Origin of the sequence: Streptomyces sp. MST-110588, from assembly GCF_022695595.1 — a bacterium.
In the GTDB taxonomy this organism is placed as follows: domain Bacteria; phylum Actinomycetota; class Actinomycetes; order Streptomycetales; family Streptomycetaceae; genus Streptomyces.
This window is the reverse complement of the sequence record NZ_CP074380.1, coordinates 4,502,669-4,528,151: the sequence shown is the minus strand read 5'-3', so window position 1 is coordinate 4,528,151 and position 25,483 is coordinate 4,502,669. Positions and strand designations below refer to the sequence as shown.

Genomic DNA, 25,483 nt, shown 5'->3' with positions numbered 1-25,483 from the left:
CACCACCGCCTGCCCCTCCTAGAACAGCAGCACCCCCCGCGCCACCCGTCCCTCGCGTGTGTCCTCCATCGCCTCGGCGAAGTCCTCCACCGCGTACGTCCTGGTCACCAACTCGTCCAGCAGCAACCGCCCTTCGGTGTACATCCGCACGTACAGGGGGATGTCCCGGTGCGGTCGCGCGGAGCCGTACCGGCAGCCCAGGACGGACTTGTCCAGATACATCGAGGACACCAGGAAGGACGCCTCGGCGCCGGCCGGCGGCACGCCGAGCAGCACCGCCTGCCCGTGCCGGTCCAGCAGGTCGATCGCCTGCCGGATCAGCCGCGTACTGCCCACGCACTCGAAGACATGGTCCGCGCCCGTCGGAAGGATCTCCCGTACCGCCGCCACGGCGTCCGGCCGTACCGAGGCGTCGACGAAGTGCGTCGCCCCGAACTGCCGCGCCGGCGCCGCCTTGCCCGGGTTCGCGTCCACCGCCACGACCGGTGACGCCCCCGCCAGACGGGCCCCTTGCAGGACGTTCAGCCCCACGCCCCCGGCGCCGATCACCACGACGGACTCGCCCTGGCCCACCTTCGCCCGGTTCAGTACCGCCCCGACACCGGTCAGCACCCCGCACCCGATCAGTGCCGCCGACGCGGGCGCGATGCCGCGCGGGATCCGTACGGCCTGCACCGCCTTGACGACCGTACGTTCCGCGAAAGCCGAGGTCGACGCGAAGCCGAACAGCTCCCTTCCGCCCCGGCGAAACGGCTTCCCCGGCCTGCCGATCGCCTCCCGGCACATCGCCGGCCGGCCACGGCCGCACTCCGCGCACGCCCCGCAGTTCGCGAGCGTGGACAGCGCGACATGATCCCCTGCCTCCACATGTCCGACCCCGGGCCCCACCTCCTCGACCACACCCGCGCCCTCGTGTCCCAGCACCACCGGCACCGGGAAGGGAATCGTCCCATCGACCACTGACACATCGCTGTGACACAGCCCCGCGGCCCGGACCGCGACCAGCACCTCCCCCGGCCCGGGCGCCCGTACCTCCAGGTCGTCCACGACCACCGGCCGCCCACCGTCGAAGACGACGCCCCTCATGACCGCTCCCGTCCGGGGAGGCCGAGCACCCGCCCCGCGATGATCTCGCGCTGGATCTCGTCCGAGCCGCCGTAGATGGTGTCGGCCCGGCTGAACAGGAACAGCCGCTGCGCGGCGTCGAGCCCGTACGGATCACCGGCGTCCCAGTCCCGCGGCCCGCACACCGCCGCGGCCCCGCGCACCGCCACCGCCAGCTCCCCCAGCCGCTGATGCCAGCCGCCCCACAGCAGCTTCGCCACACTCGGCGCCGCCGCGTCCCCGCTCCCGCCCAGCGTGCGCAGCGCGTTCCACCGCATGACCTTCAGCTCGGCCCACTGCCGTACGAGCCGCTCCCGCAGCACCGGGTCCCGCACCGCCCCCGTACCCAGCGCCTCACCGATGACCTGGCCCAACTCCGCCGCGAAACCCACCTGCTGGGCCAGCGTCGACACCCCGCGCTCGACCGCCAGCAGCCCCATGGCCACCCGCCACCCCGCCCCCGGACCACCGACCACATGCGCGGCCGACGCCACCGCACCGTCGAAGAAGACCTCGTTGAAATCGGCCGCGCCCGACATCTGCCGGATCGGCCGCACCTCGATCCGCCCCGGCTGGTCCATCGGCACCAGCAGGAACGACAAGCCCCGGTGCCGCCGCTCCCCCGGGTCGGTACGCGCCAGCACGAAGCACCAGTCGGCCTCCGCCGCCAGTGACGTCCAGATCTTCTGCCCGCTGACCCGGTACGTGTCCCCGTCCCGCACCGCCGCCGTCCTGACCGCCGCCAGGTCCGATCCCGCCCCGGGCTCGCTGTAGCCCTGGCACCACAACTCCTCGCCCCGCGCGATCGCCGGCAGGAACCGGGCCCGCTGCTCCTCGTTCCCGTACGCGATCAGGGTGGGCGCCAGCAGGTTCTCCCCTATGTGCCCCATACGCCCCGGCGCACGCGCCCGCGCATACTCCTCGGCCCACACCACCTGCTGCGTCAGCGTGGCCTCCCGGTTCCCGTACACCCCCCGCGTACGGTCCCAGCCGATCCCGATCCACCCCGCCTTCCCCAGCTCCCGCTCCCACTCCCGCCGCTCCCAGCCCCCACCGTCCCTCAACCGCTCCCCGAGCCACCCCCGCACTTCCCCCCGGAACACCTCGTCCTCAACCCCGAACCCGAACTCCATCCCGCCTCCCTCCACCAACCACCAGCCCGCCGCAGGCGCAGCGGACCGGCACCGGGCAACGCACGAGAACCCACCACCGTCCCCATCCCCACCCCCCACCCACGGGAGGGGACAGACCGGAGTGGCTTGCCGCGCAGGTCTGCCCCCGCACCCAACAGCCCCGCGCAGCGGCAACAGCCCGCCGCAGGCGCAACAAACCCGCACCCGGCCGCGTACGGCCACCCGTACAAACCGGCCCCAGCCAAGCGCAGCGGATCGGTCACTCCCGGACCGCAGTCCGGCCCGGCATGGGGTCAACCCCCAATGCCGCCGGCAGCACCTCCGCCACCTTCTCCGGCGTCCAGCCGCCCTCCACGTAAGCCGAACGCAGTTCCCTCGGCTGGGCCCAGACCGCGATCTTCGGTCCGGCCACCGTGTACACCTGGCCGGTGATCCCCTCCTCCCGGGCGCGCTCGCTCAGCAGGTAGACGACCAGCGCCGCCACGTCCTCCGGTTCGCCGATCTCCTTCAGTTCCATGGGGACCCGGGCGGACATACGGGTACGGGCGACCGGCGCCACCGCGTTGGCGGTCACCCCGTACCGCTCCAGACCCAGCGCCGCGCTGCGGACCAGGGAGATGATGCCGCCCTTGGCGGCCGAGTAGTTGGCCTGCGAGACGCTGCCCCGGTGGTTGCCGCTCGTGAAGCCGATGAGGGTGCCCGTGCCCTGCCGGCGCATGACGGCCGAGGCGGCTCTGAAGACGGTGAAGGTGCCTTTGAGGTGGGTGGCGATGACCGGGTCCCACTCCTCCTCCGTCATGTTGAAGAGCATCCGCTCGCGCAGGATCCCGGCGACGCACACGGCGCCGTCGATCCGCCCGTACCGGTTCAGCGCGGTGTCCACGATCCGCTGTCCGCCGGCCATCGTGGAGACGTCGTCGACCGCCGCGACCGCCTCGCCGCCCGCCGCCTCGATCTCCTTGACCACCGTCTGTGCCACCTCGCCGCTCGGCTCGGCGCCTTCTATGGACACGCCGTAGTCGTTGACGACCACCTTCGCGCCCTGTCCGGCGCAGGCCAGGGCGACCGCCCGCCCGATGCCGCGGCCCGCTCCCGTGACGGCGACCACTTTGCCGGCCAGAAACTTCCCCATGCCGCGCCCCTTCCCGGGTCTTCTGACGGACCGTTAGATTTTTGGGCAGGGTGGTCGTGAACACAAGCCCCGCGACCCGGCCGCCCGCAACCGGCCCCGCACCCGCCGCCCCGCCCGTTCCCGACACCCGCCGTCCGACCCCCGCCGCCCGTATCGCCCCCTCCCCCGAGGAGCCCCCATGACACTTCCGGCCGAATTCCACGAGATCGCCAAACGCGTGAACAACTGGGGCCGTTGGGGGCCGGACGACGAGGCCGGCACGCTCAACCTGATCACTCCGCAGGTCCTGCGGGACGCCGCCGCCACGGTCCGCTCCGGCCGCCGGATACCGCTGGCGCTGCCGCTGCGGCACGACGGCGTACAGACCGGCGCGATCCCCGGCCGGATCAACCCGCTGCACGCCATGACCGCCGTCAACCACGAGTTCTTCGGACCCGGTACGGTCGCCGTCTCCGACGACGCCGTGACCATGGGCCTCCAGGCCGCCACCCACTGGGACGGCCTCACCCACGTCTCGCACTCCGGCAGGCTCTACAACAACCGACCCGCCGACTCGGTCACCGCCCATGCGGGTGCCGCCTGCCTCGGCGTCGAGAAACTCCCGCCGGTCGTCTCGCGCGGCATCCTGCTGGACGTGGCCCGCGCCCGCCACGCGGAAGACGGCACCACCGGCACCACCGGCACCACCGGCACCACCGGCACCACCGGGACCGACGGAACCGACGGATCCGGGCCCGGCAGCGCCGACCGGGCCGTCGGCCGCCTGGCCGGGGCGCGGCCCGTCACCCCCGAGGACCTGGAGGCCGCCGAGGACCTGGCGGGGACGCGGGTACGGCCCGGCGACATCGTTCTCGTACGGACCGGGCAGATCCAGCACTACCTGGCGGGCGACAGGCAGGCGTACGCGTTCCCCTCGCCGGGCCTGTCGATCCGTACGCCCGAGTGGTTCCACGCCCGTGACGTGGCCGCGGTCGCCAACGACACCCTCACGTTCGAGATCTTCCCGCCGGAGGTCAAGGACCTCTGGCTGCCCGTGCACGCCCTGCATCTGGTGGAGATGGGCATGCTCCAGGGGCAGAACTGGAATCTGGAGGAATTGTCCCGGGCGTGTGCGGAGGAGGGCCGCTACACGTTCTTCCTGTCCGCGCCCGCCGAGCCCTTCGTCGGCGCGGCCGGCGCCCCGGTCGCGCCGGTGGCTGTCCTATAGGCGCTCAGGAGCAGCAGAGCGGCGAGGGCCGCTACCAGCACAAGCGGCTGCCGGGCGCGACGGCCCTGGGCTCCAGCCGGGTGGCGGTACGCGTATGCGCACCCCGAGCACGGCACCGCGGGCCGCCACCCGGCTCCAGGCCGCGACCCGCACTCGCCGAGCCCCCGGACCCCGGGCCCGGCACCCCCATAACCTCGGCGTCCCCTCGCGGCGGATCGCTGCACCCAAGGGTGATCAAGCGGCCACGCCACGTCAACACCTGGTCTGGACTACTTCCGTTACGCCCTATTTGTGACGGCGCACGGAGAGTCGTACGCCCCCATGTCCGCCCCCGCCGCCATCAGCAGCGGCTGCCCGCGGTCCAGCTCGCACCAGATGCTCTTGCCCGTGCCCTCGTGGTGCCAGCCCCAGCGGTCCGCCAGGCCGTCGACCAGTTCCAGGCCCCGGCCGTTGGTGTCATCACCCTCGGCGTGCCGCGGACGCGGCGGCCGGGCGCTGGAGTCGGCCACCTCGATCCGTACGGTGCCCACCACAGCACCCGAGCCGGAGAAGCAGATCCGCAGCTCGGCCGGCGTACCCGTATGCACCACGGCATTGGTGACCAGCTCGGAGATCAGCAGGATCAGCGTCTCCGCCACCGGCTCGTCGACTCCTATACCGGTCCCGGCGAGCCGTGACCGGGCCCATCTGCGGGCCCGCCCCACCTCCGCGGGGTCGGGCCGCACCTCCAACTGAACCTGAAGCACCTGCACCGCTCACACCATCCGAACCGGCGGACACATCGCCTCGCGCCTCCTCGGGGTCACGGTCCGTGATCCCGGCGAGACACAGCATGGTTGACGTTCAGTCACCCCAACAAGCGCTTCGGGCATATTCCAGCGCAACGGAGTATGCGTGGTGCATACTGTGCGACGCGCTCTGCGGGGAGTCGAACAATGGGGGCCGGGCGGCCTCCACCCGAGGCGAGCGGCGGGCATTCCGTAGCCGGGAGTCGCCGCAACGGCAACACCGGGACAGTTGCGCCTCAGAACCACTCGCACCCAACGGAGCGTACCGGAGCGGGGCACCGACTCCCGCCCGTGACGAGTCACGCCTGGGACACAACCCGGTATCGACGCTCCGTGACCGCTTGTGTGTACGGGGGCCGACACTGCGCGCACCGGCCGTCACGGCGCGGCGCGCCCGGCCGGACGATCACCGTCCGGCACCTCCGCCACCCCGCTCACCAGGCCCGCGGCCAGCGCCTGAGCCGCCCCGGCCGGGGTCTGCCACTGCTCCGCCCTCAACCAGGCTCGCTTGAGGTGCAGATGGACTTCGGCCTCCCAGGTGAATCCCATGCCGCCGTACACCTGCAGACAATCCCGGGCGTTGCGGACGGCCGCGTCGTCCGCCAGCAGCTTCGCACCGCTCACCGCGAGCGGTTCCGGGGCCGTCTCAGGAGCCCCCGTCGTCCCAGCAGCCCCAGTCACCCCGCCCGCCCCGGCCCTGCTGCCCACCCCGGCCGCCGAGGCCGCGTACACCGCGCTTCTTGCTATTTCCACCCGAACCAGCATGTCCGCACACAGATGCTGTACGGCCTGGAAGGAGCCGACGGGCACACCGAACTGTTCGCGCCGCCGGGCGTGTTCGACGGCCGCCTCCAGGGTGCGCGCCGCGCTGCCGAGTTGCAGCGCCGCGGTGAGCAGGGCCGCCTCGCGGCGCAGCCGGGGCACGTCCACGTCCAGGGGGCGCATACGTGAGGGGTCGCAGGACACCACGCGGGCGAGCGGCGTGAGCGGGTCCACCGAGCGGAAGGGAGCTGGCTTCGGCCCGTACGAACCGGCCCGGTACGCGGCAGAACCGGCCCGGTACGCGGCACCCGGGCCATCCTCCTCCGGGCCGTCCACCCCCGGGCCGTCCACCCCCGGGCCCCCGCCCTCCGCCCCGCCGCCGACGAGCAAGATCAACTCATCACAGTCGGCGGGGTGTTCCCACAGCGGCGGCCGGGCCGCCAGGTCGCAGAGCCCGACGACCCGCTCGCCGGTCGCGCACCCCGGCACCACTCCTGCCAGCAGGTGCCCCGCCACCAGCGGCCCCGGCAGCAGCGCCCGCCCCGCCTCCTCGAAGACCAGCACCGCCTCGGGCAGCCCGAGCCCGGCCCCGCCACCGTCCCCGGCCCCATCAGCCTCCGGCAGCCGCAGGTCGAAGAACCCGGCCGTGCCCAGCTCACGCCACAGCGACCGGTCGAGCGCCGGGTCCCGTACGGCCTCCCGGAGCCGGTCCGGGCCGAAGCGCCGGGCCAGCAGGTCCCGCATCGCTCTGCGCAGGGCCTCCTGATCATCGGTGAGACGGAAGTCCACGGGCGCGTTCACCGTCCCTTCGGCAGGCCGAGGACGCGTTCGGCCAGGATGTTCCGCTGGATCTGGGAGGTCCCGGCCGCGATCGTGTACGAGAGCGAGGTGAGCCGGCCGGCGACCCACTCCCGGTCCGCGTCCAGCGCGTACCCGCCGAGCACCTCGGCCGCCGCCTCGTACAGCTCCTGCCGGGCCTGCGAAAAGCTCAGCTTGAAGACCGAGGCGCCGGCCCCCGGCACCCCGCCCCCACCGTGCTGCGCCTGGCTCACGTTCCACTGGGTCAGCCGCCACAGCGCCGTGAACCACGCGCTCAGCCGCCCGAGCCGACGCCGCAGCTCCGGGTCGTCCCAGCGGCCGTTGTCCCGCGCCGTACGGGCCAGCGCGGCCAGCACCCGGCGGCAGGCCACCACCTCCCCCACGAAGGCGGTCCCGCGCTCGAAGGAGAGCGTCACCATGGTCACCCGCCAGCCGTCGTTCTCCGCGCCGACGCGGTACGCGGCCGGTATCCGTACCTCGTCGAGGAACACCTCGGCGAACTCGGCCGAACCGGCCAGGGTGCGCAGCGGGCGGACGGTGACGCCCGGCGCGTCCATCGGCATCGCCAGCCAACTGATGCCGCGGTGCCGGGCTGCCGACGGATCCGTACGCACCAGCAGCTCGCACCAGTCCGCGACCTGGGCGTGGGAGGTCCAGATCTTCGATCCGGTGACGAGGTAGTCCGCCCCGTCGCGCACCGCGCGGGTGCGCAGCGCGGCCAGGTCCGATCCGGCGTCCGGCTCGCTGAAGCCCTGGCACCAGATCTCCTCGCCGCGCAGGATGGGCGGCAGCCAGCGGGCGCGCTGGGCCGCGTCGCCCTCGGCGGCGATGGTCGGCCCGGCGTGCAGCAGGCCGACGAAGTTGGCGCCCACATAAGGCGCGCCCGCCCGTTCCGTCTCCTCCAGGAAGATCAGGTGCTGGGTCGGGGTGGCTCCCCGGCCGCCGGCGTCGACGGGCCAGTGCAGGCCCGCGTACCCGGCGTCGTACAGCATGCGCTGCCAGGCCGTGTCGTACGCCCGCCGGCCCGGCCAGTCGTCCGCGGCGGGCCGGTCGGGGAGCTTGGGCAGCACCTCGCCGAGCCACCGCCGCAGCCGCGCCCGGAACTCCTCTTCCTCCTCGGTGCAGGAGAGGTCCACCGGACCGCCCTCACGCGTCCGCGTTCAGGTGCGGGTACGGGTGCGGGTCCGCCTCCCGCCCTGTAACACCGTTACGGCCCGGGTCCGGGTCCAGGTCCAGGTCCCGGTCCCGGTCCCGGTCGAGATCAAGATCCAGCATCCGGATCGCATTGCCGCGCATCAGCTTGTGGACGGTCTCCGCGTCCAGCCCCTTCACATGGTCCAGGGCGACTTCCCTGGTGTGCGGGAAGGTCGAGTCGACGTGCGGGTAGTCGGTCTCGAAGGTGGCGTTGTCCCGTCCGACGACGTCCAGCGAGGCGATGCCGTGCTTGTCGCGGAAGAAGCAGCAGAAGATCTGCCGGTAGTAGTACGTGGACGGCGGCTCGGGGACCAGGTCCCGCACGCCGCCCCACGCCCGGTGCTCCCGCCACACGTCGTCGGCCCGCTCCAGCGCGTACGGTATCCACCCCATCTGGCCCTCGCTGTAGGCCAGTTTGAGGCGGGGGAAGCGCACCAGCACCCCGCTGAAGAGGAAGTCCGTCATGGAGGCCATCGCGTTGTTGAAGCTCAGCGCGGCCTGGACGGCGGGCGGCGCGTCGGGCGAGGCGGCCGGCATCTGGGAGCTGGACCCGATGTGCATGTTGACCACCGTCCCGGTCTCCTCGCAGACCGCGAAGAACGGGTCCCAGTAGCCGGTGTGGATGGACGGCAGGCCCAGATAGGGGGGAATCTCGCTGAAGGTGACGGCCTTGACGCCACGTGCCGCGTTGCGCCTGATCTCGGCGACGGCGAGGGTGACGTCCCACAGCGGGACGATGCACAGCGGGATCAGCCGCCCCCCGCTGTCCCCGCACCACTCCTCCACCATCCAGTCGTTGTAGGCCCGTACGCAGGCGAGCGCGACCTCCTTGTCGTGCGCCTCGGCGAAGGTCTGGCCGCAGAAGCGCGGGAACGTGGGGAAGCACAGCGACGCCTCGACATGGTTGAGGTCCATGTCCTTCAGGCGTTCCTTGGGGTCCCAGCAGCCCGGCCGCATCTCGGCCCGGGTGATGCCTTCGAGGGTCATCTCGTCGCGGTCGAAGCCGACGGCGGCGATGTTCCGCTTGTACGGGAACTTCAGGTCCTCATAGATCCACCAGTCGGCCGGCGGGCCGTCCGGGTCCATGGTGATGACGTACTTGCCGCTGGTGTACTCCAGCTCGCCGATGCCGGCCGTCAGCGGACGCGGCCCGCGGTCCCGGTACTTGGCCGGCAGCCAGGTCTCGAAGAGGTGGGCGGGCTCGATCACGTGGTCGTCGACGCTGACGATGCGCGGCAGCTCCATCGGCTCGGCCTTCCCCTCGCCCGGTCCGTCCCCATCTGATGCCCCGTCAGTTTTTGAGGCTAGCCGTCACTCCGGGGACCGGCAAGGCACGCGCATGACGGCGGGCGGGACGACAAAGGCACGTGGCGGCCGACGGCCCCGGCGTCAGCCGGCCCACCGCCCCGTCAGGAAGGTGAGGGCGAAGACGGCCGACAAGGGCGCGGCGAGGCAGAGATAGACGGCCTTGACGCGCGGTCTGCGCAGGCTCCAGGCGGCCAGTCCGATCCACAGGGGCCACCACAGGAGGGTGGAGCGGGGGACCGACATGAACCAGTAGGAGGTGCCCAGGGCCCACAGGGTGAGGCCGAGGTAGGCCGCCTCGGGCCAGCGGCGCCGCCACAGCAGCAGGCCGAGCAGCACGACTCCGAGGAGCATCGCCAGCAGTTCCGCCTGGAACATGAAGGCGTATCCGGTGGCCTGCGTCCCGTCGAAGGCCCCCTGCCAGGTGGTGGACCACGCTTCCCACGGGGTGTGGAAGGTGCGGTACCAGCCGCGCTCCTGGGCGTGCTTCCAGGCCATCCAGTCGCCGGTGTACCCGTGCAGGTACCAGGAGTACAGGGCCGCCGGCAGCGCGGGCAGGAACGTCCAGGGCAGCGAGCGCCACTGCCGGCGGGTGCGGGCGGTGAGGAGGAAGTGGAGACCGATGGCGGCGGCGACGAACAGGCCGCTGATGCGTACGGTCGTGGCCAGGGCCGTCAGGACGGCCGCGGCGGGCCAGTTGCGCCGCTGGGCGGCGAGCCAGGCGGGCAGGGCGAACGCGAGGAAGAGCGCCTCGGTGTAGCCGGCGGCCAGGAAGATCGCGCACGGCGAGAGCAGGAAGAACAGGACGGTACGCCGCCCGGCGTCCGTGTGGGGCAGATACAGCCGGGCGATCCGGGCCAGCGCCACGACGGCGACGGCCCCGGCCGCGAAGGAGATCAGCAGTCCGGACGCGGTCCAGCCCGGGACGACGGCGTGTACGGCGCGCAGCGCGAGCGGGAAGCCGGGGAAGAACGCCTCCCGGTTGTCCCAGCCGCTCACCCAGGGGCCGGAGTGCGCGGGGAAGTACCCGTCGCGCGCTATGTGCAGGAAGTGCCCCCAGTCCCACTGCCGGAAGGGCGCGAGGAGGGAGTCGGTCTCGCGGGTATCGGGGGACCCCGGGAACAGCCACCGGACACAGTAGGCGGTGATCCATATGGATATTCGGGTCAGCAGGTACAGCCACAGCACCTCGCGGTCGGCGGGGCCCAGCCGGGCTGCCGCGCGGCGCAGAAGGGCGGCCCGGGGGCGGGACGCGGACCGCTCCCGCGACGACCGCTCGTGCGGCGACGGCTCGTGCGGCGCGGTGGGCGGCGCGGACTGCGGTGCACGGCGGCGTGGCTCGGGCGGCGCGACAGACATACGAGGATCTTTCGGGTGGGGTGTTGGGCGTACGGAACCACTCGGTGGCGGCCCACCGGGTCACGGGCGGAAAGCGGAAGGGTCAGGTTCCGGGCGGGGAGGCGCCCTTCCCGGAGGACGTACGGCGCCCGGAGTACGCCCGGTCCGCGGAGGAGGCGTGGCTCCCTGGGGACGGAGGGTGGGTGGTGGGCCCGTACGACGAAGTGACGGACCCGCCCGTCGAGGCCGCCGATCCGTGCGTCGAGGCCCCGGGCCCGTCCGTCGAGATCCCGGGCCCGTCTGTGGAGGTCGCCGATCCGTCCGGTGAGGTCGCCGACCCGTGCGCCGGGGCCGTGGAGCCCTCGGCGGTCGCCGTGGACCCCGGCCGGGTGCGGTCCGGCGAGGGCGGGTCCGTCGCCGCCGGCCGGCCGGTCGCCCCGGAGGACGGTGCCGGGCGGCCGGTCTGGGGGCTGGTGGCCGGGGCGACGGGCACGGGTTCGCCCGGCAGCAGGGCGGCGGCCACCGCCGCGCCACCGCCGGCGACGACCAGGCACGCCGCCACCGCCAGCGCGGCGACGCGGCGCCGGTGCGCCCGCCGCCCGCGTTCGGCGATGCGCGCGACGGGTGCCGCGCCGGCGCGGGCCTGCCCGAAGTCACCGGCCTGCCGGAACAGGGACCGCAGTGGATCCTGGGTCTCGGACACCGGGGTCTCAGACACCGGGGGCCTCCTCGATGCGCGGGTCGTGCAGCCGGTGGGCGAGCGCGGTGCGCCCACGGGCCAGATGCGTCTTGACGGTGCTGGCGGACAGACCGGTCTCGCGGGCGATCTGTTCGACGGTGAGGTCACACAGGTAGTGCAGGGTCAGCGTGCGGCGCTGCTGGGGCGGCAGCTCACGCAGCGCGCCGACCAGCACCACCTGGTCCGGACCGGGCGCCTCGACATGGTGCGGCGGTGCGCCGCCGCGCTTCCATGCCTCGGCCGTACGCCGCCGGAACCGCCAACGGCTCACCGCCAGCCGCCAGGCGACCGTACGGATCCACGCCTCGGGCTCCCGCTCGCGGTCGAGCTGCCGCCGTCGGCTCCACCCCTTGACGAATGCTTCCTGCACGACGTCCTGCGCCTCGTGCAGATCGCCGAGCATGACGTACAACTGCCCGGTGAGACGCGCCACCGTCTGGGCGTAGAACTCTTCGAACTCCTCGACGGTCAACAGCCTCTCCCGGATCTCCTGCTTCACCGGGCATACGCCCGCCGCGGGGCATCCGGTCGACACCGTGCACAAAGAAACAGAGTGATGGTCATCACAGAGCCGAAAACGGAAGATCCGCGCCGTCTGCCGATCGGCTCCGCCTCACAACCCTTAAACGGTACTTCGACGGCCAAAACCCTCGGCCAAGGCACTCGACCGAGGCAGTCGGCCAAAACACCCGGCCCCGGCTCAGCCGGGCCGGTACGCCCCCGTCGCCTGGTCGTAGATCCGGTCCACCTCGCGCCGGTCGTTGTCCGGGCCGATCACCAGGACGAGGTGGTAGCGGCCGGCGTGGATCATGGCCAGATTGCGTACGTACACCTGGCGACCGCTGCTGTCCTGCCAGGTGAACGTGCCCTCGGCCATCGCCGTCCGCCCCACGTCGACCCGCCGCAGCCCCGAGGAGGAGGACCAGCTCGACTCCCGGTAGGGCGCCAGCTCCGCCTCCTTGTCCTGCTGGTACGCCATCGGGTCGGTGCCGTAGCGGGCGGTCGCGTCCCGGCCGGGGACGATCAGCAGCTCGAAGTCGCCGCCCAGGTACCGGACCCGGCCGCTCCCGTTGTCGCCGCGCCGCTCCCATCCCTTGCGGACCGCGACCTGGAACCCCTCGGGGTCCTTGCGCACCTCGTAGCCCTTGGCGAGGCCGGTGGGCTCGGTGGTCTGCGGCTGCCCGGCACCGGGCGCGGGACTGTCGCCGGGACTGCCCGGACCGGCCGTTCCGTTCCCGTCGGACTTGCCGTTTCCGTCGGTCCTGCCGTTCTCACCGGCCTTCTCGTCCCCACCGGTCTTCTCGTCCGGGGACCCGCCGGGGGCCCGGTCCGCCGCACCCGCCGATCCCGTACGGGCCTGGGCGCCGGTCGCGCTCTTGGTCTGCGAACCGGCCTTGGGCATGAACAGCATCGCGTACGCCACCGCCGCGACCAGCAACAGCAGGACCAGGCCGAGCAGCACCCGGCCGAGGTGGCGCGGCCCGCGCTCGCGTGATGCGTGCTCGCGCATCCCCTGCTCGCGCGCCCTGTGACCGTACGCCCCGGGCCCGGGCGGCGCCACGGCTCCCTTGCTCCGCCGGATCTGCCGCGACGCCCTGGGCTGCTTCGGCACTTTCGCAGCTTTCGGCGCTTTCGGATCCTTCAGGGCTTTCGAGGCTTTCGAGGCTTGCGCAAGCCTCGGAGATGCCGGGGTCTTTGTCAGCTTTGGCGCGTTCAAGGTATCCGGTGTCCGTGTGGCCTGCGGATGCTCCGGCACTCCCATGAACTCCCCCGCACCGGAGAAGTCCGGCGGCAGCGGCAGCGGGGGCCCGGGAACGGGCGGTGCGTCGTCGAGACCGATGTGCCCGATCAGCCCGGCCCGCATGCCGTGGGCGGCCGGTGCGCTCTGCTGCTGCGGCTGCTGAGGCGTCCGCGGCGCCTTCCCCGGCCGTGCCTTCCTGCGGCTCTTCTTGTGCTTGTGCCGGCCCCTGCGGACGAGTTCGCCGCGCCGCCGCAGGATCGGCAGCCGCCGCGGGTCGGCCGGCCGGTCCAGCGCCGGTACGGTGACGACCCGGCTGCCCAGGTCCGGTTCCGGGGCCGTACGGATCAGCGAGCGCAGCCAGCCGCGCAGTTCCTCGAAATCCGGGCGGTCGTCGGGGTCCTGCCGCAGCAGGGACTCCACCACGGGGCGCAGCGCCCCGCACTCCTCGGCATAGGAGGGTGGCTCGGAGCACACCATCTGCACCAGTTCGGTGACGCTCTCCTCGGGGAACGGCGCATGACCCTGCACACTGCGGAACAGCAGCGCGCCGATCGCCCACAGGTCGGTGGCCGGGCCGACGGGCGGCGCCAGTTGCCAGTTGGTGTGGACCGGGCCGGCCTGTTCGGGTGCCCAGCGCTCGGTGACCGCGCCGACGACGTTGAGCCGCGCCTGCCGCGCCCGCTCGGCCGCCAGGGCTGCGCCGGGACGCCCGGACCCGGCCGGTACGCCCGTGTCCCGCCCCTGGCCAACCGTTTCCTCACCGGTCCGGGCGGTCCCGCCCCCTGCTCCGGCTGCCACGCCTGCCCGGACCGCCCGGCTTGCCCGCCCTTATCCAGGTTTACCGTTCGCCCGGCCGCGCCCTCGGGGTACCTCTCGGCGTCCGCCCCTGCCTCTGCCTCCGCCTCCGACTCCAACTCCGTACGTGCCACGGCCGCCCGGGCCCCCGCCCGGTAGGCGGCGATCGCACCGGCCCGCGTTCTGCGTGCGTCGTCGCGTGCATCCTCACGTACGTCCTCGCGTACGTCCTCACCGGACGGGGACGGGCCGGCCCCCGGCCTCGCGTCCGGCTCCCCGGGCACCGGGTCGTACCCGCACAGCGCTTCCTCGGCGGCTCCCACCGCCAGCCCCGTCAGGATCGCCCGTCCGTCGTCGCAGACCAGGACCGTACGAGCGGTGATGTTGCGGTGGATCCAGCCGTGCGCGTGCAGGGCGCGCAGCGCGGTCAGGATGTCGGCCGCGACCTCCGCCGCCCGGTGCGGGGTCAAGGTGCGTTCGGCGAGCAGCGCGGTCAGTGGCCGGGCCGCCACCAGCTCGCTCACCACCCACAGGCTGCCGTCCTGCGCGAAGACGTCGAAGACCTGGTCGAGTTGGGGGTGGTCGGGCAGCCGCGCGGCGGCGGTGGCGGCGTCCAGCGCGCGCCGCACCGCGGGATCGGCCGGACTGCGGTCGGCCCCCCGGCGCCTGCTTCCCGGTACGGCCCGCCCGGTCCCGTACTCCGGACCGGTCCCGCTCCCGTACTCCGGACCGGTTCCGGCACCGTACTGCGGGCCGCTTGCGGCCCCGTACCCCGGACCGGTTCCCGCCCCGTCGCCCACCACCTCCGCGTCGACGACCTCCGGCAGCAGCACCTGCCGTACCAGGACTTCCTGCCCGCTGTAGGTGTCGAACGCGCGGGTCTCGACGAAGTCGTAGGCGTCGGCGGGTGGCAGCGGAAGGCGGTAGCGCTCGGCGAGCACTCGTCCCGCGTACTCGTCCACGGACCCTCCCCAAGGCGCGAGTCAGATGTACGTCCGCTCGCAATTCCGCTCAGCCTTCACCCCCATTGCGGCTGCGTACGGTCTGCGGTGACTCACGATACGTGCCCGTCCGGTCCCGCGCCGAGCAGACTGCACAACCGTCCGAACCGCGATTGCCGCGATGCCCGAACCCACCGGAATCACCGGACTCACCGGGCCCACCGTGCTCACTACACGTCAGGAAGCCGCCTTGAAGCTCTCCGTGAGCAGCTTCCAGGCCGCCTTGGTGTCCTCGCTGTCCCAGTCGGCCGCCCGCGCGGTGTACATCAGGCCGTACCCGAGGTGGTCGTTGACCACGGTCCCGCGGTCCACGGTGTGGTAGTCGGTGCCGCCGTCGCGGTAGGTGAACTCCCAGTCCGCGGTTTTCCAGCCACGGTATTCCACGCCCTTGATGTCGACGCGCTCGTAGTGGGAGCGCCGCATCCCCTTCTCCTGGTTCCGCCAGTCCGCGACCGGGTCGTCCTTGGGCGTCTTCGTCCATCCCACGAGCAGCTTCTGCCCGTCCGGACCGGTGAACCGGGCCCCGGCCGAGTCGGAGGAACGGTACTTCCAGCCCTTCGGGAGGTTGATGGAGAAGCCCTGGCCGTGCTTGTACGGCGTCCCGGCCGCTTCCTTCCCGTCCGCCTTGGGCGAGGGCGATCCGCTCCCCGGGCCCGCCGTGGCCCGGGTGGCGTCCCGTGCGCCGGTGCCCGCCCCTCCCTGGTCCCCGTCCTTGGCCTCGTTTGCGCTCTTCCCGGTGCCGCCGTCCGCCGCCGATGCGGCCTTGCCGTCCTTCCCACCCTGCCCGGCGTCGGCGTCGTTCCCGCTGAGCGCGACGGCGAGCACCGTGCTCACGATCGCGACCACGACCACCACGGCCACGATGACCAGGGTGCGGCGCGGCACCACGTCCGTCACCGAGGCGCGCGGCGGCGCGGCCGGACGCCGCTGACCGCCCTGCGCCGCGGCCGTGGGCCCGGCGCCCGGCGCACCGGTGGCCGCCGCGCCCCGTACGGACTGGAGCGCACCGCGTACCCGTGCCCGGACCGCGTCCGCGTCGGAACCCGGACGGTTCGTGCCGGCGACCGCCGTCGCCGGCTGCGCGGCCCGGTCCGGGGGTGTCACCGGCCGCGGTGGCGTCCCGGCCGCCGGAGCCGGTGCGCGGCCCGCCGCTTCCCGTCCCGGCGTGCCGCCCGCCCGGCCGGCCTCCTTGGCCTTGCGCTGCGGCTTGGCCGGCGACGGCGCCTTGGCCTTCGGCGCGGCGGCCGGCCGCGGCCCGCCGCCCGCTGCCTGCTTCCGCTCGTTCTTGGTGCGCATCGCGCCGGTCTCGGGCAGGACCGGCAGCGCCATCGCCTGCGTGGCGTCCGCGGGAGGGGGCGGCTGCGGTCCGCCGCCGTCCGGCGCGTGGACCGCGTCCGTCAGCAGCGCACGGGCCCCGGCGTCGTCCAGCCGCGCCTTGGGGTCCTTGACCAGCAGGCCGTAGATGACCTCTTCCAGTACGCCGGCGTTCTTGGGGGGTTCGACGGGTTCGGTCATGACCGCCGTGAGGGTGGCGATGGCCGAGCCCTTGTCGTACGGCGGGGCGCCCTCGACGCAGGCGTACAGCAGGCCGCCCAGGGACCACAGGTCGGCGGGCGGGCCGGGCCGGTGGCCGCGGGCGCGCTCGGGCGATATGTAGGAGGGCGCGCCGACGAGCATGCCGGTCGAGGTCACGGAGGGGTCGCCCTCGACCTGGGCGATGCCGAAGTCGGTCAGCACGACCCGGCCGTCGTCGGACATCAGGACGTTGGACGGCTTGACGTCGCGGTGCAGGATGCCTTCGCGGTGGGCGTCACGCAGGACGTCGAGCACGGCGAGCCCGACCTCGGCCGCACGGCGCGGCGTCAGGGCGCCGTCCTCCCGTATGACTTCGGCCAGCGAGCGGCCCTCGACGAGTTCCATGACGATCCACGGCCGGTCGTCCTCGTCGACCACGTCGTAGACCGTGACGGCTCCGTTGTTGCGGATCCGGGCGATCGCCTTGGCCTCCCGCAGCGTACGGGTGATCAGGCGGCGCTTCTCGTCCTCCTCCACGCCGCCCGGGAAGCGCAGTTCCTTGACCGCGACCGTGCGGCCCAGCACCTCGTCGCGGGCACGCCAGACCGTGCCCATCCCGCCCCGGCCGAGAACATCGGCGAGCCGGTACCGGCCGGCGAGCAGCCTGCCCTCCTTGCCGTCCATCTCGACCTCGTCGCCCACTGAATCCCCTCTGCAATCCAGCCGAGTTGGCATCTCATACTCACGTCGACCACCAAACTGGCCCAACTCGGACAACCCACCCTGGGAGAGCCTTCATTCTCCCTCATCCGTGGCCATGGGGAAGGCCCGGGTCCGTGAGGCAGGAGCTTCTGCGCACCCGTCATGATGGCCCGAAGGAGCGGGAGTCCCGACGACGGAGGGCCCGAGGATGCGTTCAAGGATGCCGCCGGGCAGGTCACCGGGGCGGCACCGGGCGGCGGTCCGGTGGCCGGTACGGTCCGTACAGGCGGCCCTGCTCGCGGCCGTGACCGGCGCCGTGACGGCCGCCGCCCTGACGTCCTGTGCCGGGTTCGTACCGCATCCGCCGGCCGTTCGGGTCCCGCCGGCGCCCACCGCACGCGCGCTGCGCCTCCTGGTGGCCGAAGGCGCGCCCGGCGCCGCCTCGCTGGCCACCCGCGCCGGGCCCGCCCCCCTCTCCCGCTTCACCACGGCCGGCGTGGCCGATCTGCGCAGCGGACGCCGTATCCACCTCCAGGACCACTTCCGCGCGGGCAGTCTCACCAAGACCTTCGTGGCCACCGTCGTCCTTCAGCTCGTCGCCGAGCACCGGCTCTCCCTGGACGAGCCGGTCGCCCGCCGTCTGCCCCGCAAGGCCCTGACCACCGGCCGCGACGCGTCCGCCGACCTGTCCCAGGTGACGATTCGTGAACTGCTGGGCCATACGAGTGGTTTGTTCAACTACGCCCAGGACCCACGGCTGGCCCGGCAGCTCTACGGCACGGGCCTGGGCGCCCACCGCTTCGACACCCACTCCCCCACGGAGCTGCTGCGCACCGCCCTGAGCCATCCGCGCACCGCGCCGCCCGGCGCCCGGTACGCCTACTCCAACACCAATTACCTGCTGCTCGGCATGGTGATCGAACAGCTCACCGGGCACCCGTACGCCCAGGAGGTCCGCCGCCGTATCGTCCGCCCGCTCCACCTGACCGGGACATCCTTCCCCGGCACCGATCCCGCGCTGCCGGTCCCGTACGGCAGGGCCTACACCCGTCTGGACGGGCGGCGCACGGACATCACGGCGCTGGACCCGAGCCGGGCGGGCGCGGCGGGCGAGATGATCATCACGCTCGGCGACCTCAACCGTTTCTTCGCCGCCCTCCTCGGCGGCCGGCTCCTCCCGCCCCGTCAGACGGCCGAGCTCAAAGGCCACCGGACCGCCGACGGGGCGTACGGCCTGGGCCTGTACGCCACCAGGCTGCCGTGCGGCCGTACGGTCTGGGGCCACAACGGCGAGATCAACGGCTCGTACGTGGAAAGCGCCGCCGACGCCCACGGCCGGCACGTCCTGACCTTCCGCCTCAACACCGACGCCCGTACGGTCCCGCCGCACGGCCCCGACGTCCTGGCCGCCGAATTCTGCCCCTCACCCTCCCGCGCGGGCCTGACCGGAGCCTGAACGCCGGCCCCTCACAGGGGCACGATGTCCCGCGCCCCCAGCCGCGCCGCGTCGGCCGTCAGATCGTCCGGCTGCCGCTGGGACTCCCGCTCGGCCTCCACCCGCTTCTCGTAATGGTCGATCTCCTTCTCGACCTGCTCCTCGTCCCACCCGAGCGCGGGCGCCATCAGCCCGGCCACCTCGCGGGCGCTGCGCGTCCCGCGGTCGAAGGTCTCGATCGAGATCCGGGTGCGCCGGGTCAGGACGTCATCCAGGTGCCGCGCCCCTTCGTGGGTGGCCGCGTACACCACCTCGGCGCGCAGATAGTCCTCCGCCGCCGGCAGCGGCTCCCCCAGCGCCGGATCGGCGACGATCAGCTCCAGCACCTCTTCCGCCAGCGCGCCGTAACGGTTCAGCAGATGCTCGATCCGGGCGACGTGCAGTCCGGTACGGGCCGCCATCCGGGCCCGCGCGTTCCACAGCGCCTTGTAGCCCTCGGCCCCCACCAACGGCACGTCCTCGGTGACACAGTCCGCGACGCGCTGGTCCAGGGCGTGCACCGCCTCGTCCACCGCGTCCTTGGCCATCACCCGGTACGTCGTGTACTTGCCACCCGCGACCACCACCAGGCCCGGCACCGGATGCGCCACCGTGTGTTCGCGCGAGAGCTTGCTGGTGGCGTCCGACTCCCCGGCCAGCAACGGCCGCAGCCCCGCGTAGACACCCTCCACGTCATCCCGCGTCAGCGGCACCGCCAGCACCGCGTTGACGTGCTCCAGCAGATAGTCGATGTCCGCGCTGGAGGCCGCCGGGTGCGCCTTGTCCAGGTCCCAGTCGGTGTCCGTGGTCCCGATGATCCAGTGCCGGCCCCACGGGATCACGAACAGCACGCTCTTCTCGGTCCGCAGGATCAGCCCGGTCGTCGAGTGGATCCGGTCCTTGGGCACCACCAGATGGATGCCCTTGGAGGCCCGTACGTGGAACTGCCCCCGCTCACCGATCAGCGCCTGCGTGTCATCCGTCCACACCCCGTGGCGTTCACCACCTGCCGTGCCCGTACCTCGTACTCACCCCCCGCCTCCACGTCCCGCACCCGGGCCCCCACAACCCGCTCCCCCTCCCGCAGGAACCCCACCACCCGGGCCCGGTTCGCCACCTCGGCCCCGTAAGCCGAAGCCGTCCGCACCAGCGTGGTCACATACCGCGCGTCATCCATCTGCGCGTCGTAGTACTGAAGCGCCCCCACCAGCGCGCCCTTCTTCAGACAGGGCGCCACCCGCAGCGCACGCCGGTGCGAGAGATGCCGGTGTACGGGCAGCCCGCGCCCGTGCCCCGAGGAGACCGACATCCCGTCGTACAGGGCGACGCCCGACCCGGCGTACCAGCGCTCCCAGCCCTTGTGCGTCAGCGGATACAGGAACGGCACCGGCTTGACCAGATGCGGCGCCAGCCGCTCCAGCAGCAGCCCGCGCTCCTTGAGGGCTTCCCGTACGAGCGCGAAGTCCAGCATCTCCAGATAGCGCAGCCCGCCGTGAATCAGCTTGCTCGACCGGCTGGAGGTACCCGAGGCCCAGTCCCGGGCCTCGACCAGACCGGTGGCCAGCCCGCGCGTCGTCGCGTCCAGCGCGGTACCGGCGCCGACGACTCCGCCGCCGACCACCAAAATGTCCAGCTCCCGTTCCGCCATCCGTGCGAGCGCCTCGGCGCGCTGGGACGGTCCCAGTGTCGCTGTCCTCACCACTGCCTCCCGCTGTGATCGGGGCCACGCCCACGATTTTGTCGGCCCCCGATGCCGCCAGCCACCCTCCGCCCGCGCCGGCAACACCCCCTCACCCAAATACCCATTTCATGCCAAATATCGGCTTAGTCTACTTATGCGACATACGGAATCGCTCGGGAAGGACGGCCGCCAGCCATGCCCGCAGATCTCGCCGTCATCGGTCTGGGCCACACCGGCCTCCCGCTGGCCCAGGCCGCCACCGCCGCCGGCATCAGCACCATCGGATACGAACCCGCCCCCACCCGGCCGCACCATCAGACGCCCTGACCGCCCCCGAACTCCGCCGCCTGCTCTCGGCCGGCTTCCGCACCACCACCGACCCCACAGCCCTCGGCCGGGTCCGTACCGCGGTCATCTGCGCGCCCACCCCCCTCGGCGAGGACCGCGCCCTGGACCTGTCCGCCATCGGCCACGCCGCCCGCACCCTGGCCGCCCACCTGCGCCCACACACCACAGTGATCCTCGAATCCTCCGCCTACCCGGGCACCACCGAGGAATTCCTGCGCCCCCTCCTGGAAGAAGGCTCCGGCCTGACCGCCGGCCGCGACTTCCACCTCGCCTACTCCCCCACCCGCCACGACCCCGGCAACCGCACCCACCGCCTGACCAACACCCCCAAGGTCATCGGCGGCCTCACCCCCGCCTGCACCGAGGCCGCGGCGGCCTTCTACGCCCGCATCACCGACAAGGTCGTACGCGCCAAGGGCACCCGCGAAGCCGAGACGACGAAACTCCTGGAAACCAACTACCGCCACGTCAACATCGCCCTCATGAACGAGATGGCGGTCCTGTGCCACGACCTGGGCGTCGACCTGTGGGACGTCATCCGCTGCGCCGAAACCAAGCCGTACGGCTTCCACGCCTTCCGCCCCGGCCCCGGCGTCGGCGGCCACGCGGCCCCCGTCGACCCCAACTACCTCTCCTACAAAGGCCGTTCCCTGGGCTACCCGCTCCGCATGGTCGAACTCGCCCAAGAAGTCAACACCCGCATGCCGCGCTACGTCATCCACCGCTGCGCCACCCTGCTCAACGAACACGGCAAATCCGCCCGCGGCGCCCGCGTCCTCCTCCTCGGCGTCACCTACAAGCCGGACACCGCCGACCAGGAAGGCTCGCCGGCCCGCGAAATCGCGGCCCGCCTCATGGAACTGGGCGCGCACCTGACGTACCACGACCCGTACGTCCACCAGTGGCACGTCCTGGACCGCCCCGTCCCCCGCGCCGACTCCCTCTACGAATCCGCCGCCGCCGCGGACCTGACGCTCCTCCTCCAGCCCCACCGCACATACGACCTCCAGGGCCTCACGGTGAAGGCACAACTCCTCCTGGACACACGCGGGTCGACGCCGGCCGGTGCGTATCGTCTTTGAGCCGCTTCTGGGTGACTGTGCGCCTTGGGGTGACCCCGGCGGCCGTGTTCCCCCCTTCCCCCCGTGCGGGGTGCGGGTTCGCCTTCGGCGGGAGGGGTTGGTGGGGTGGGCGCGGGGCGCTTGCTGGGTGGTGGGTGGCGGGGTCGGGCCTGCGGGGGTGTATGCCAAAACTGCTTCGCTTTACGTTTTGGCATACACCCCCTCCGGCCCGCCCCCTCCCGTCCGTAGCGCGCCCACCCCTGGGGGGAGGGTTGGTAGGTGACCCGCCGTGCGGGTCGGTACCCGGGAGCGGCTCCTGGTGGCAAAAAGCGCAGGGCGGGCGTACGGGAGGTCGTGCCCGGCGGGGTGGCCGTACTTCGGATGTCGTGCCCCGAAGGGGGGCACGCAACAGCGGCCGTACCGGCCGGTCTTGGAACCGTTAGTGGTCACGGCCGGCGGCTCGGGGACGGCCGGGCGTGGGCGTATCGGGGACTCCCCGCAGGGCCGTGTGCAAGACGCAGGCTTCCTTTCACGGCGTACCCGACACGCACACGGCCCGAGGAGAGGCCCCGGTGCGACCGCGCCCCACCCCACCCACCGACCGCACCGGGCGAAAGACCAAACAACCCGCAGGGAACCGGCAAGGTCGCGCCGCAGGCATCGCGCCGCAGGCAGCAACCCACCACCGGCGAGCCGCCGCCCACAAGCGCAGCCACCGCCGCAGGCGAAAACGGCGTGCCGTCGCGGACGGAAACGCGTCAGCGCGAGACCGTCACCTCAACGCGCTGGAACTCCTTCAGCTCCGAGTAGCCCGTCGTCGCCATCGCCCGCCGCAGCGCGCCGAAGAAGTTCATCGACCCGTCAGGGGTGGTGGAGGGCCCGCACAGGATCTCCTCGGTGGTGCCGACCGCACCGAGATCCATCCGCTTGCCGCGCGGCACGTCCCCGTGCACCGCCTCCATGCCCCAGTGGTGGCCACGGCCCGGCGCATCGGTGGCGCGGGCCAGCGGCGAGCCCATCATCACCGCGTCCGCGCCGCACGCAATCGCCTTGGGCAGGTCGCCGGACCAGCCCACGCCACCGTCCGCGATGACATGCACGTACCGGCCGCCGGACTCGTCCATGTAGTCGCGGCGGGCCGCGGCGACGTCGGCGACCGCGGTCGCCATCGGCACCTGGATGCCCAGCACGTTGCGGGTCGTGTGCGCCGCACCACCGCCGAAGCCCACCAGGACGCCCGCCGCACCCGTACGCATCAGGTGCAGGGCGGCGGTGTACGTGGCACAGCCGCCGACGATGACCGGCACGTCCAGTTCGTAGATGAACTGCTTGAGGTTCAGCGGCTCGGCGGCCGAGGAGACGTGCTCGGCGGAGACGGTGGTGCCGCGGATGACGAAGATGTCGACGCCGGCGTCCACGACGGCCTTGGAGAACTGGGCCGTACGCTGCGGGGAGAGCGCCGCGGCGGTGACCACACCGGAGTCGCGCACCTCCTTGATGCGCTGCCCGATCAGCTCTTCCTTGATCGGCGCGGCGTAGATCTCCTGGAGCCGCTTGGTGGCCGTGGCGCCGTCCAGCTCGGCGATCTCCGCGAGCAGCGGCTCCGGGTCCTCGTAGCGGGTCCAGAGCCCTTCGAGGTTCAGGACGCCCAGGCCGCCCAGCTCACCGATGCGGATCGCGGTCTGCGGCGAGACGACCGAGTCCATCGGGGCCGCCAGGAACGGCAGCTCGAAGCGGTAGGCGTCGATCTGCCAGGCGATCGAGACCTCCTTCGGGTCGCGGGTGCGTCGACTCGGTACGACGGCGATGTCGTCGAAGGCGTATGCCCGCCGGCCGCGCTTGCCGCGCCCGATCTCGATCTCAGTCACGTGTGTGGCCCTTCCATACGATTACGTCCCCAGTATCCCCGACCGGAGGCGCTGGGGACGTAACCGGATCTCATGCCTCGACGAGAACCTGCGTGAAGTCCACGAAGCGCAGCACGAGGATCACCAGGAGACCGTCGCTGACCAGGTACTCAAGAGCAGCGGCAGCTCACCGTCGGGCGTAGTTCGGCGCCTCGGTGATCATCTGTACGTCGTGCGGGTGGCTCTCCTTCAGGCCCGCCGCCGTGATGCGTACGAAGCGGCCCTTCTCCTTCAGCTCCTCGATGTTCGCGGAGCCGACGTAGCCCATGGAGGCGCGCAGGCCGCCGACGAGCTGGTGGGCCACCGAGGCGAGCGGGCCGCGGTAGGGGACCTGGCCCTCGATGCCTTCGGGGACGAGCTTGTCCTCGGACAGGACGTTGTCCTGGAAGTAGCGGTCCTTGGAGAAGGACTTCGCCTGGCCGCGGGACTGCATCGCGCCGAGCGAGCCCATGCCGCGGTAGGACTTGAACTGCTTGCCGTTGATGAAGACCATCTCGCCGGGCGACTCCTCGCAGCCGGCGAGCAGCGAGCCGAGCATGACCGTGTCGGCGCCCGCGGCGATCGCCTTGGCGATGTCGCCGGAGTACTGGAGGCCGCCGTCGCCGATCAGCGGTACGCCCGCGGCGTGTGCGGCCTGCGCGGCCTCGTAGATCGCCGTCACCTGGGGTACGCCGACGCCGGCGACCACGCGGGTGGTGCAGATGGAGCCCGGTCCGACGCCGACCTTGATGCCGTCCGCGCCGGCGTCGATCAGGGCTTGAGCGCCGTCACGCGTGGCGACGTTGCCGCCCACGACGTCGATGCGGATGTTGGACTTCAGCTTGGCGATCATGTCCAGGATGCCGCGGCTGTGGCCGTGCGCGCTGTCCACGACCAGGAAGTCCGCACCGGCCTCGACCAGCGCCTGCGCCCGGTCGTACGCCTCCTCGCCGACGCCCACCGCGGCGCCGACGACCAGCCGGCCTTCGGAGTCCTTGGCCGCGTTGGGGTACTTCTCGGCCTTGACGAAGTCCTTGACCGTGATCAGGCCCTTGAGGACGCCCGCGTCATCGACCAGCGGCAGCTTCTCGATCTTGTGGCGGCGCAGCAGCTCGATGGCGGCCTCGCCGGAGATGCCGACCTTGCCGGTCACCAGCGGCATCGGGGTCATGACCTCGCGCACCTGACGGCCGCGGTCCAGCTCGAAGGCCATGTCGCGGTTGGTGACGATGCCCAGCAGCTTGCCCGCGCCGTCGGTCACCGGCACACCGCTGATGCGGAAGCGGGCGCACAGTGCGTCGGCCTCGGCGAGGGTGGCGTCCGGCCGGACGGTGATCGGGTCGGTGACCATCCCGGACTCCGATCGCTTGACGAGGTCGACCTGGTTGGCCTGGTCCTCGATGGAGAGGTTGCGGTGCAGCACACCGGCGCCGCCCTGCCGCGCCATGGCGATGGCCATCCGCGCCTCGGTGACCTTGTCCATCGCGGCGGACAGCAGCGGGATGTTCACCGAGACGTTCCGGGACACCCGGGAGGACGTGCTGACCGCGTTCGGCAGCACCTCCGACGCGCCGGGCAGCAGCAGGACGTCGTCGTACGTCAGCCCCAGCATCGCGAATTTGGCGGGCGTACCGTCGACGTTGTCACTCATGACACCTTCCCCAATGCTCTTGCCTCAGCGCGGACTCCCATGCTAACGGCCTGCGGGAGTGTCTCATTCCACGATCGGCGAGGCCCTCGTCACTTGGACTTTCCTAC

General features: G+C 72.4%; 15 protein-coding genes and 3 pseudogenes. 3 read left to right on the top strand and 15 right to left on the bottom strand.

Annotated elements, in window-relative coordinates; genetic code table 11:
- Window positions 1-18 precede the first annotated feature (18 nt).
- The 3 genes from KGS77_RS19985 to KGS77_RS19975 form a co-directional block, all read right to left on the bottom strand.
- The gene (locus KGS77_RS19985; RefSeq protein WP_242583762.1) at window positions 19-1,086 is read right to left on the bottom strand and encodes an alcohol dehydrogenase catalytic domain-containing protein; all 1,068 of its coding nucleotides are present in this window, start codon (window positions 1,084-1,086) and stop codon (window positions 19-21) included.
- Window positions 1,083-2,237 (bottom strand): acyl-CoA dehydrogenase family protein, encoded by a 1,155-nt coding sequence (locus KGS77_RS19980; RefSeq protein WP_242583760.1) that lies wholly within the window; start codon window positions 2,235-2,237, stop codon window positions 1,083-1,085. Before KGS77_RS19980 ends, KGS77_RS19985 begins: the two co-directional genes overlap by 4 nt.
- 259 nt (window positions 2,238-2,496) lie before the next feature.
- Window positions 2,497-3,369, bottom strand: a complete 873-nt coding sequence (locus KGS77_RS19975; RefSeq protein WP_242583758.1) for an SDR family oxidoreductase — start codon at window positions 3,367-3,369, stop codon at window positions 2,497-2,499.
- 178 nt (window positions 3,370-3,547) lie between these two features.
- Here KGS77_RS19975 and KGS77_RS19970 point away from each other — a divergent pair, with 178 nt between their 5' ends.
- On the top strand, window positions 3,548-4,576 hold the full coding sequence (locus KGS77_RS19970) for a cyclase family protein (protein ID WP_242583756.1): 1,029 nt from the start codon (window positions 3,548-3,550) through the stop codon (window positions 4,574-4,576).
- Window positions 4,577-4,854: 278 nt separating this feature from the next.
- On the opposite strand, the gene KGS77_RS19965 is transcribed toward KGS77_RS19970, so the two are convergent.
- The 9 genes and pseudogenes from KGS77_RS19965 to KGS77_RS19925 form a co-directional block, all read right to left on the bottom strand.
- Entirely contained in the window at window positions 4,855-5,328 is a 474-nt protein-coding gene (locus KGS77_RS19965; protein ID WP_242583754.1) for an ATP-binding protein, read from the bottom strand.
- 414 nt (window positions 5,329-5,742) lie between these two features.
- Window positions 5,743-6,915 carry an acyl-CoA dehydrogenase gene (locus tag KGS77_RS19960; protein ID WP_242583752.1) on the bottom strand — a complete coding sequence of 391 codons (1,173 nt, stop codon included), beginning with the start codon at window positions 6,913-6,915 and terminating at the stop codon, window positions 5,743-5,745.
- 8 nt (window positions 6,916-6,923) lie between these two features.
- On the bottom strand, window positions 6,924-8,081 hold the full coding sequence (locus KGS77_RS19955) for an acyl-CoA dehydrogenase family protein (RefSeq protein ID WP_242583750.1): 1,158 nt from the start codon (window positions 8,079-8,081) through the stop codon (window positions 6,924-6,926).
- A gap of 10 nt (window positions 8,082-8,091) precedes the next feature.
- Window positions 8,092-9,384: an amidohydrolase family protein gene (locus tag KGS77_RS19950; protein ID WP_242583748.1), complete on the bottom strand. Its 1,293-nt coding sequence runs from the start codon at window positions 9,382-9,384 to the stop codon at window positions 8,092-8,094.
- A 144-nt stretch (window positions 9,385-9,528) separates the two neighbouring features.
- On the bottom strand, window positions 9,529-10,803 hold the full coding sequence (locus KGS77_RS19945) for a mannosyltransferase family protein (protein WP_242583746.1): 1,275 nt from the start codon (window positions 10,801-10,803) through the stop codon (window positions 9,529-9,531).
- An 82-nt stretch (window positions 10,804-10,885) separates the two neighbouring features.
- Complete coding sequence (locus KGS77_RS35035; protein WP_347404508.1) at window positions 10,886-11,500, bottom strand: hypothetical protein; 615 nt, start codon at window positions 11,498-11,500, stop codon at window positions 10,886-10,888.
- Window positions 11,493-11,993, bottom strand: coding sequence for a SigE family RNA polymerase sigma factor (locus tag KGS77_RS19935; protein WP_242587573.1), 501 nt, complete (start codon window positions 11,991-11,993; stop codon window positions 11,493-11,495). Before KGS77_RS19935 ends, KGS77_RS35035 begins: the two co-directional genes overlap by 8 nt.
- 228 nt (window positions 11,994-12,221) lie before the next feature.
- A pseudogene (locus tag KGS77_RS19930) lies at window positions 12,222-15,019 on the bottom strand (protein kinase).
- 216 nt (window positions 15,020-15,235) lie between these two features.
- Complete coding sequence (locus KGS77_RS19925; protein WP_242587572.1) at window positions 15,236-17,257, bottom strand: serine/threonine-protein kinase; 2,022 nt, start codon at window positions 17,255-17,257, stop codon at window positions 15,236-15,238.
- 226 nt (window positions 17,258-17,483) lie between these two features.
- Here KGS77_RS19925 and KGS77_RS19920 point away from each other — a divergent pair, with 226 nt between their 5' ends.
- Window positions 17,484-18,731: a serine hydrolase domain-containing protein gene (locus KGS77_RS19920; protein WP_242583744.1), complete on the top strand. Its 1,248-nt coding sequence runs from the start codon at window positions 17,484-17,486 to the stop codon at window positions 18,729-18,731.
- Between the two features lie 11 nt (window positions 18,732-18,742).
- Here the strand turns inward: KGS77_RS19920 and KGS77_RS19915 are convergent.
- Window positions 18,743-20,448 (bottom strand): annotated as a pseudogene (locus KGS77_RS19915) (glycerol-3-phosphate dehydrogenase/oxidase).
- A gap of 177 nt (window positions 20,449-20,625) precedes the next feature.
- Here KGS77_RS19915 and KGS77_RS19910 point away from each other — a divergent pair.
- Window positions 20,626-21,860 (top strand): annotated as a pseudogene (locus KGS77_RS19910) (nucleotide sugar dehydrogenase).
- Window positions 21,861-22,597: 737 nt separating this feature from the next.
- On the opposite strand, the gene KGS77_RS19905 reads toward KGS77_RS19910, so the two are convergent.
- Complete coding sequence (locus tag KGS77_RS19905; RefSeq protein ID WP_242583741.1) at window positions 22,598-23,707, bottom strand: GuaB3 family IMP dehydrogenase-related protein; 1,110 nt, start codon at window positions 23,705-23,707, stop codon at window positions 22,598-22,600.
- Window positions 23,708-23,873: 166 nt separating this feature from the next.
- A complete protein-coding gene (gene guaB, locus KGS77_RS19900; protein WP_242583739.1) occupies window positions 23,874-25,376 on the bottom strand; it encodes an IMP dehydrogenase in 1,503 nt (500 codons plus the stop codon).
- Between the last annotated feature and the right edge of the window lie 107 nt (window positions 25,377-25,483).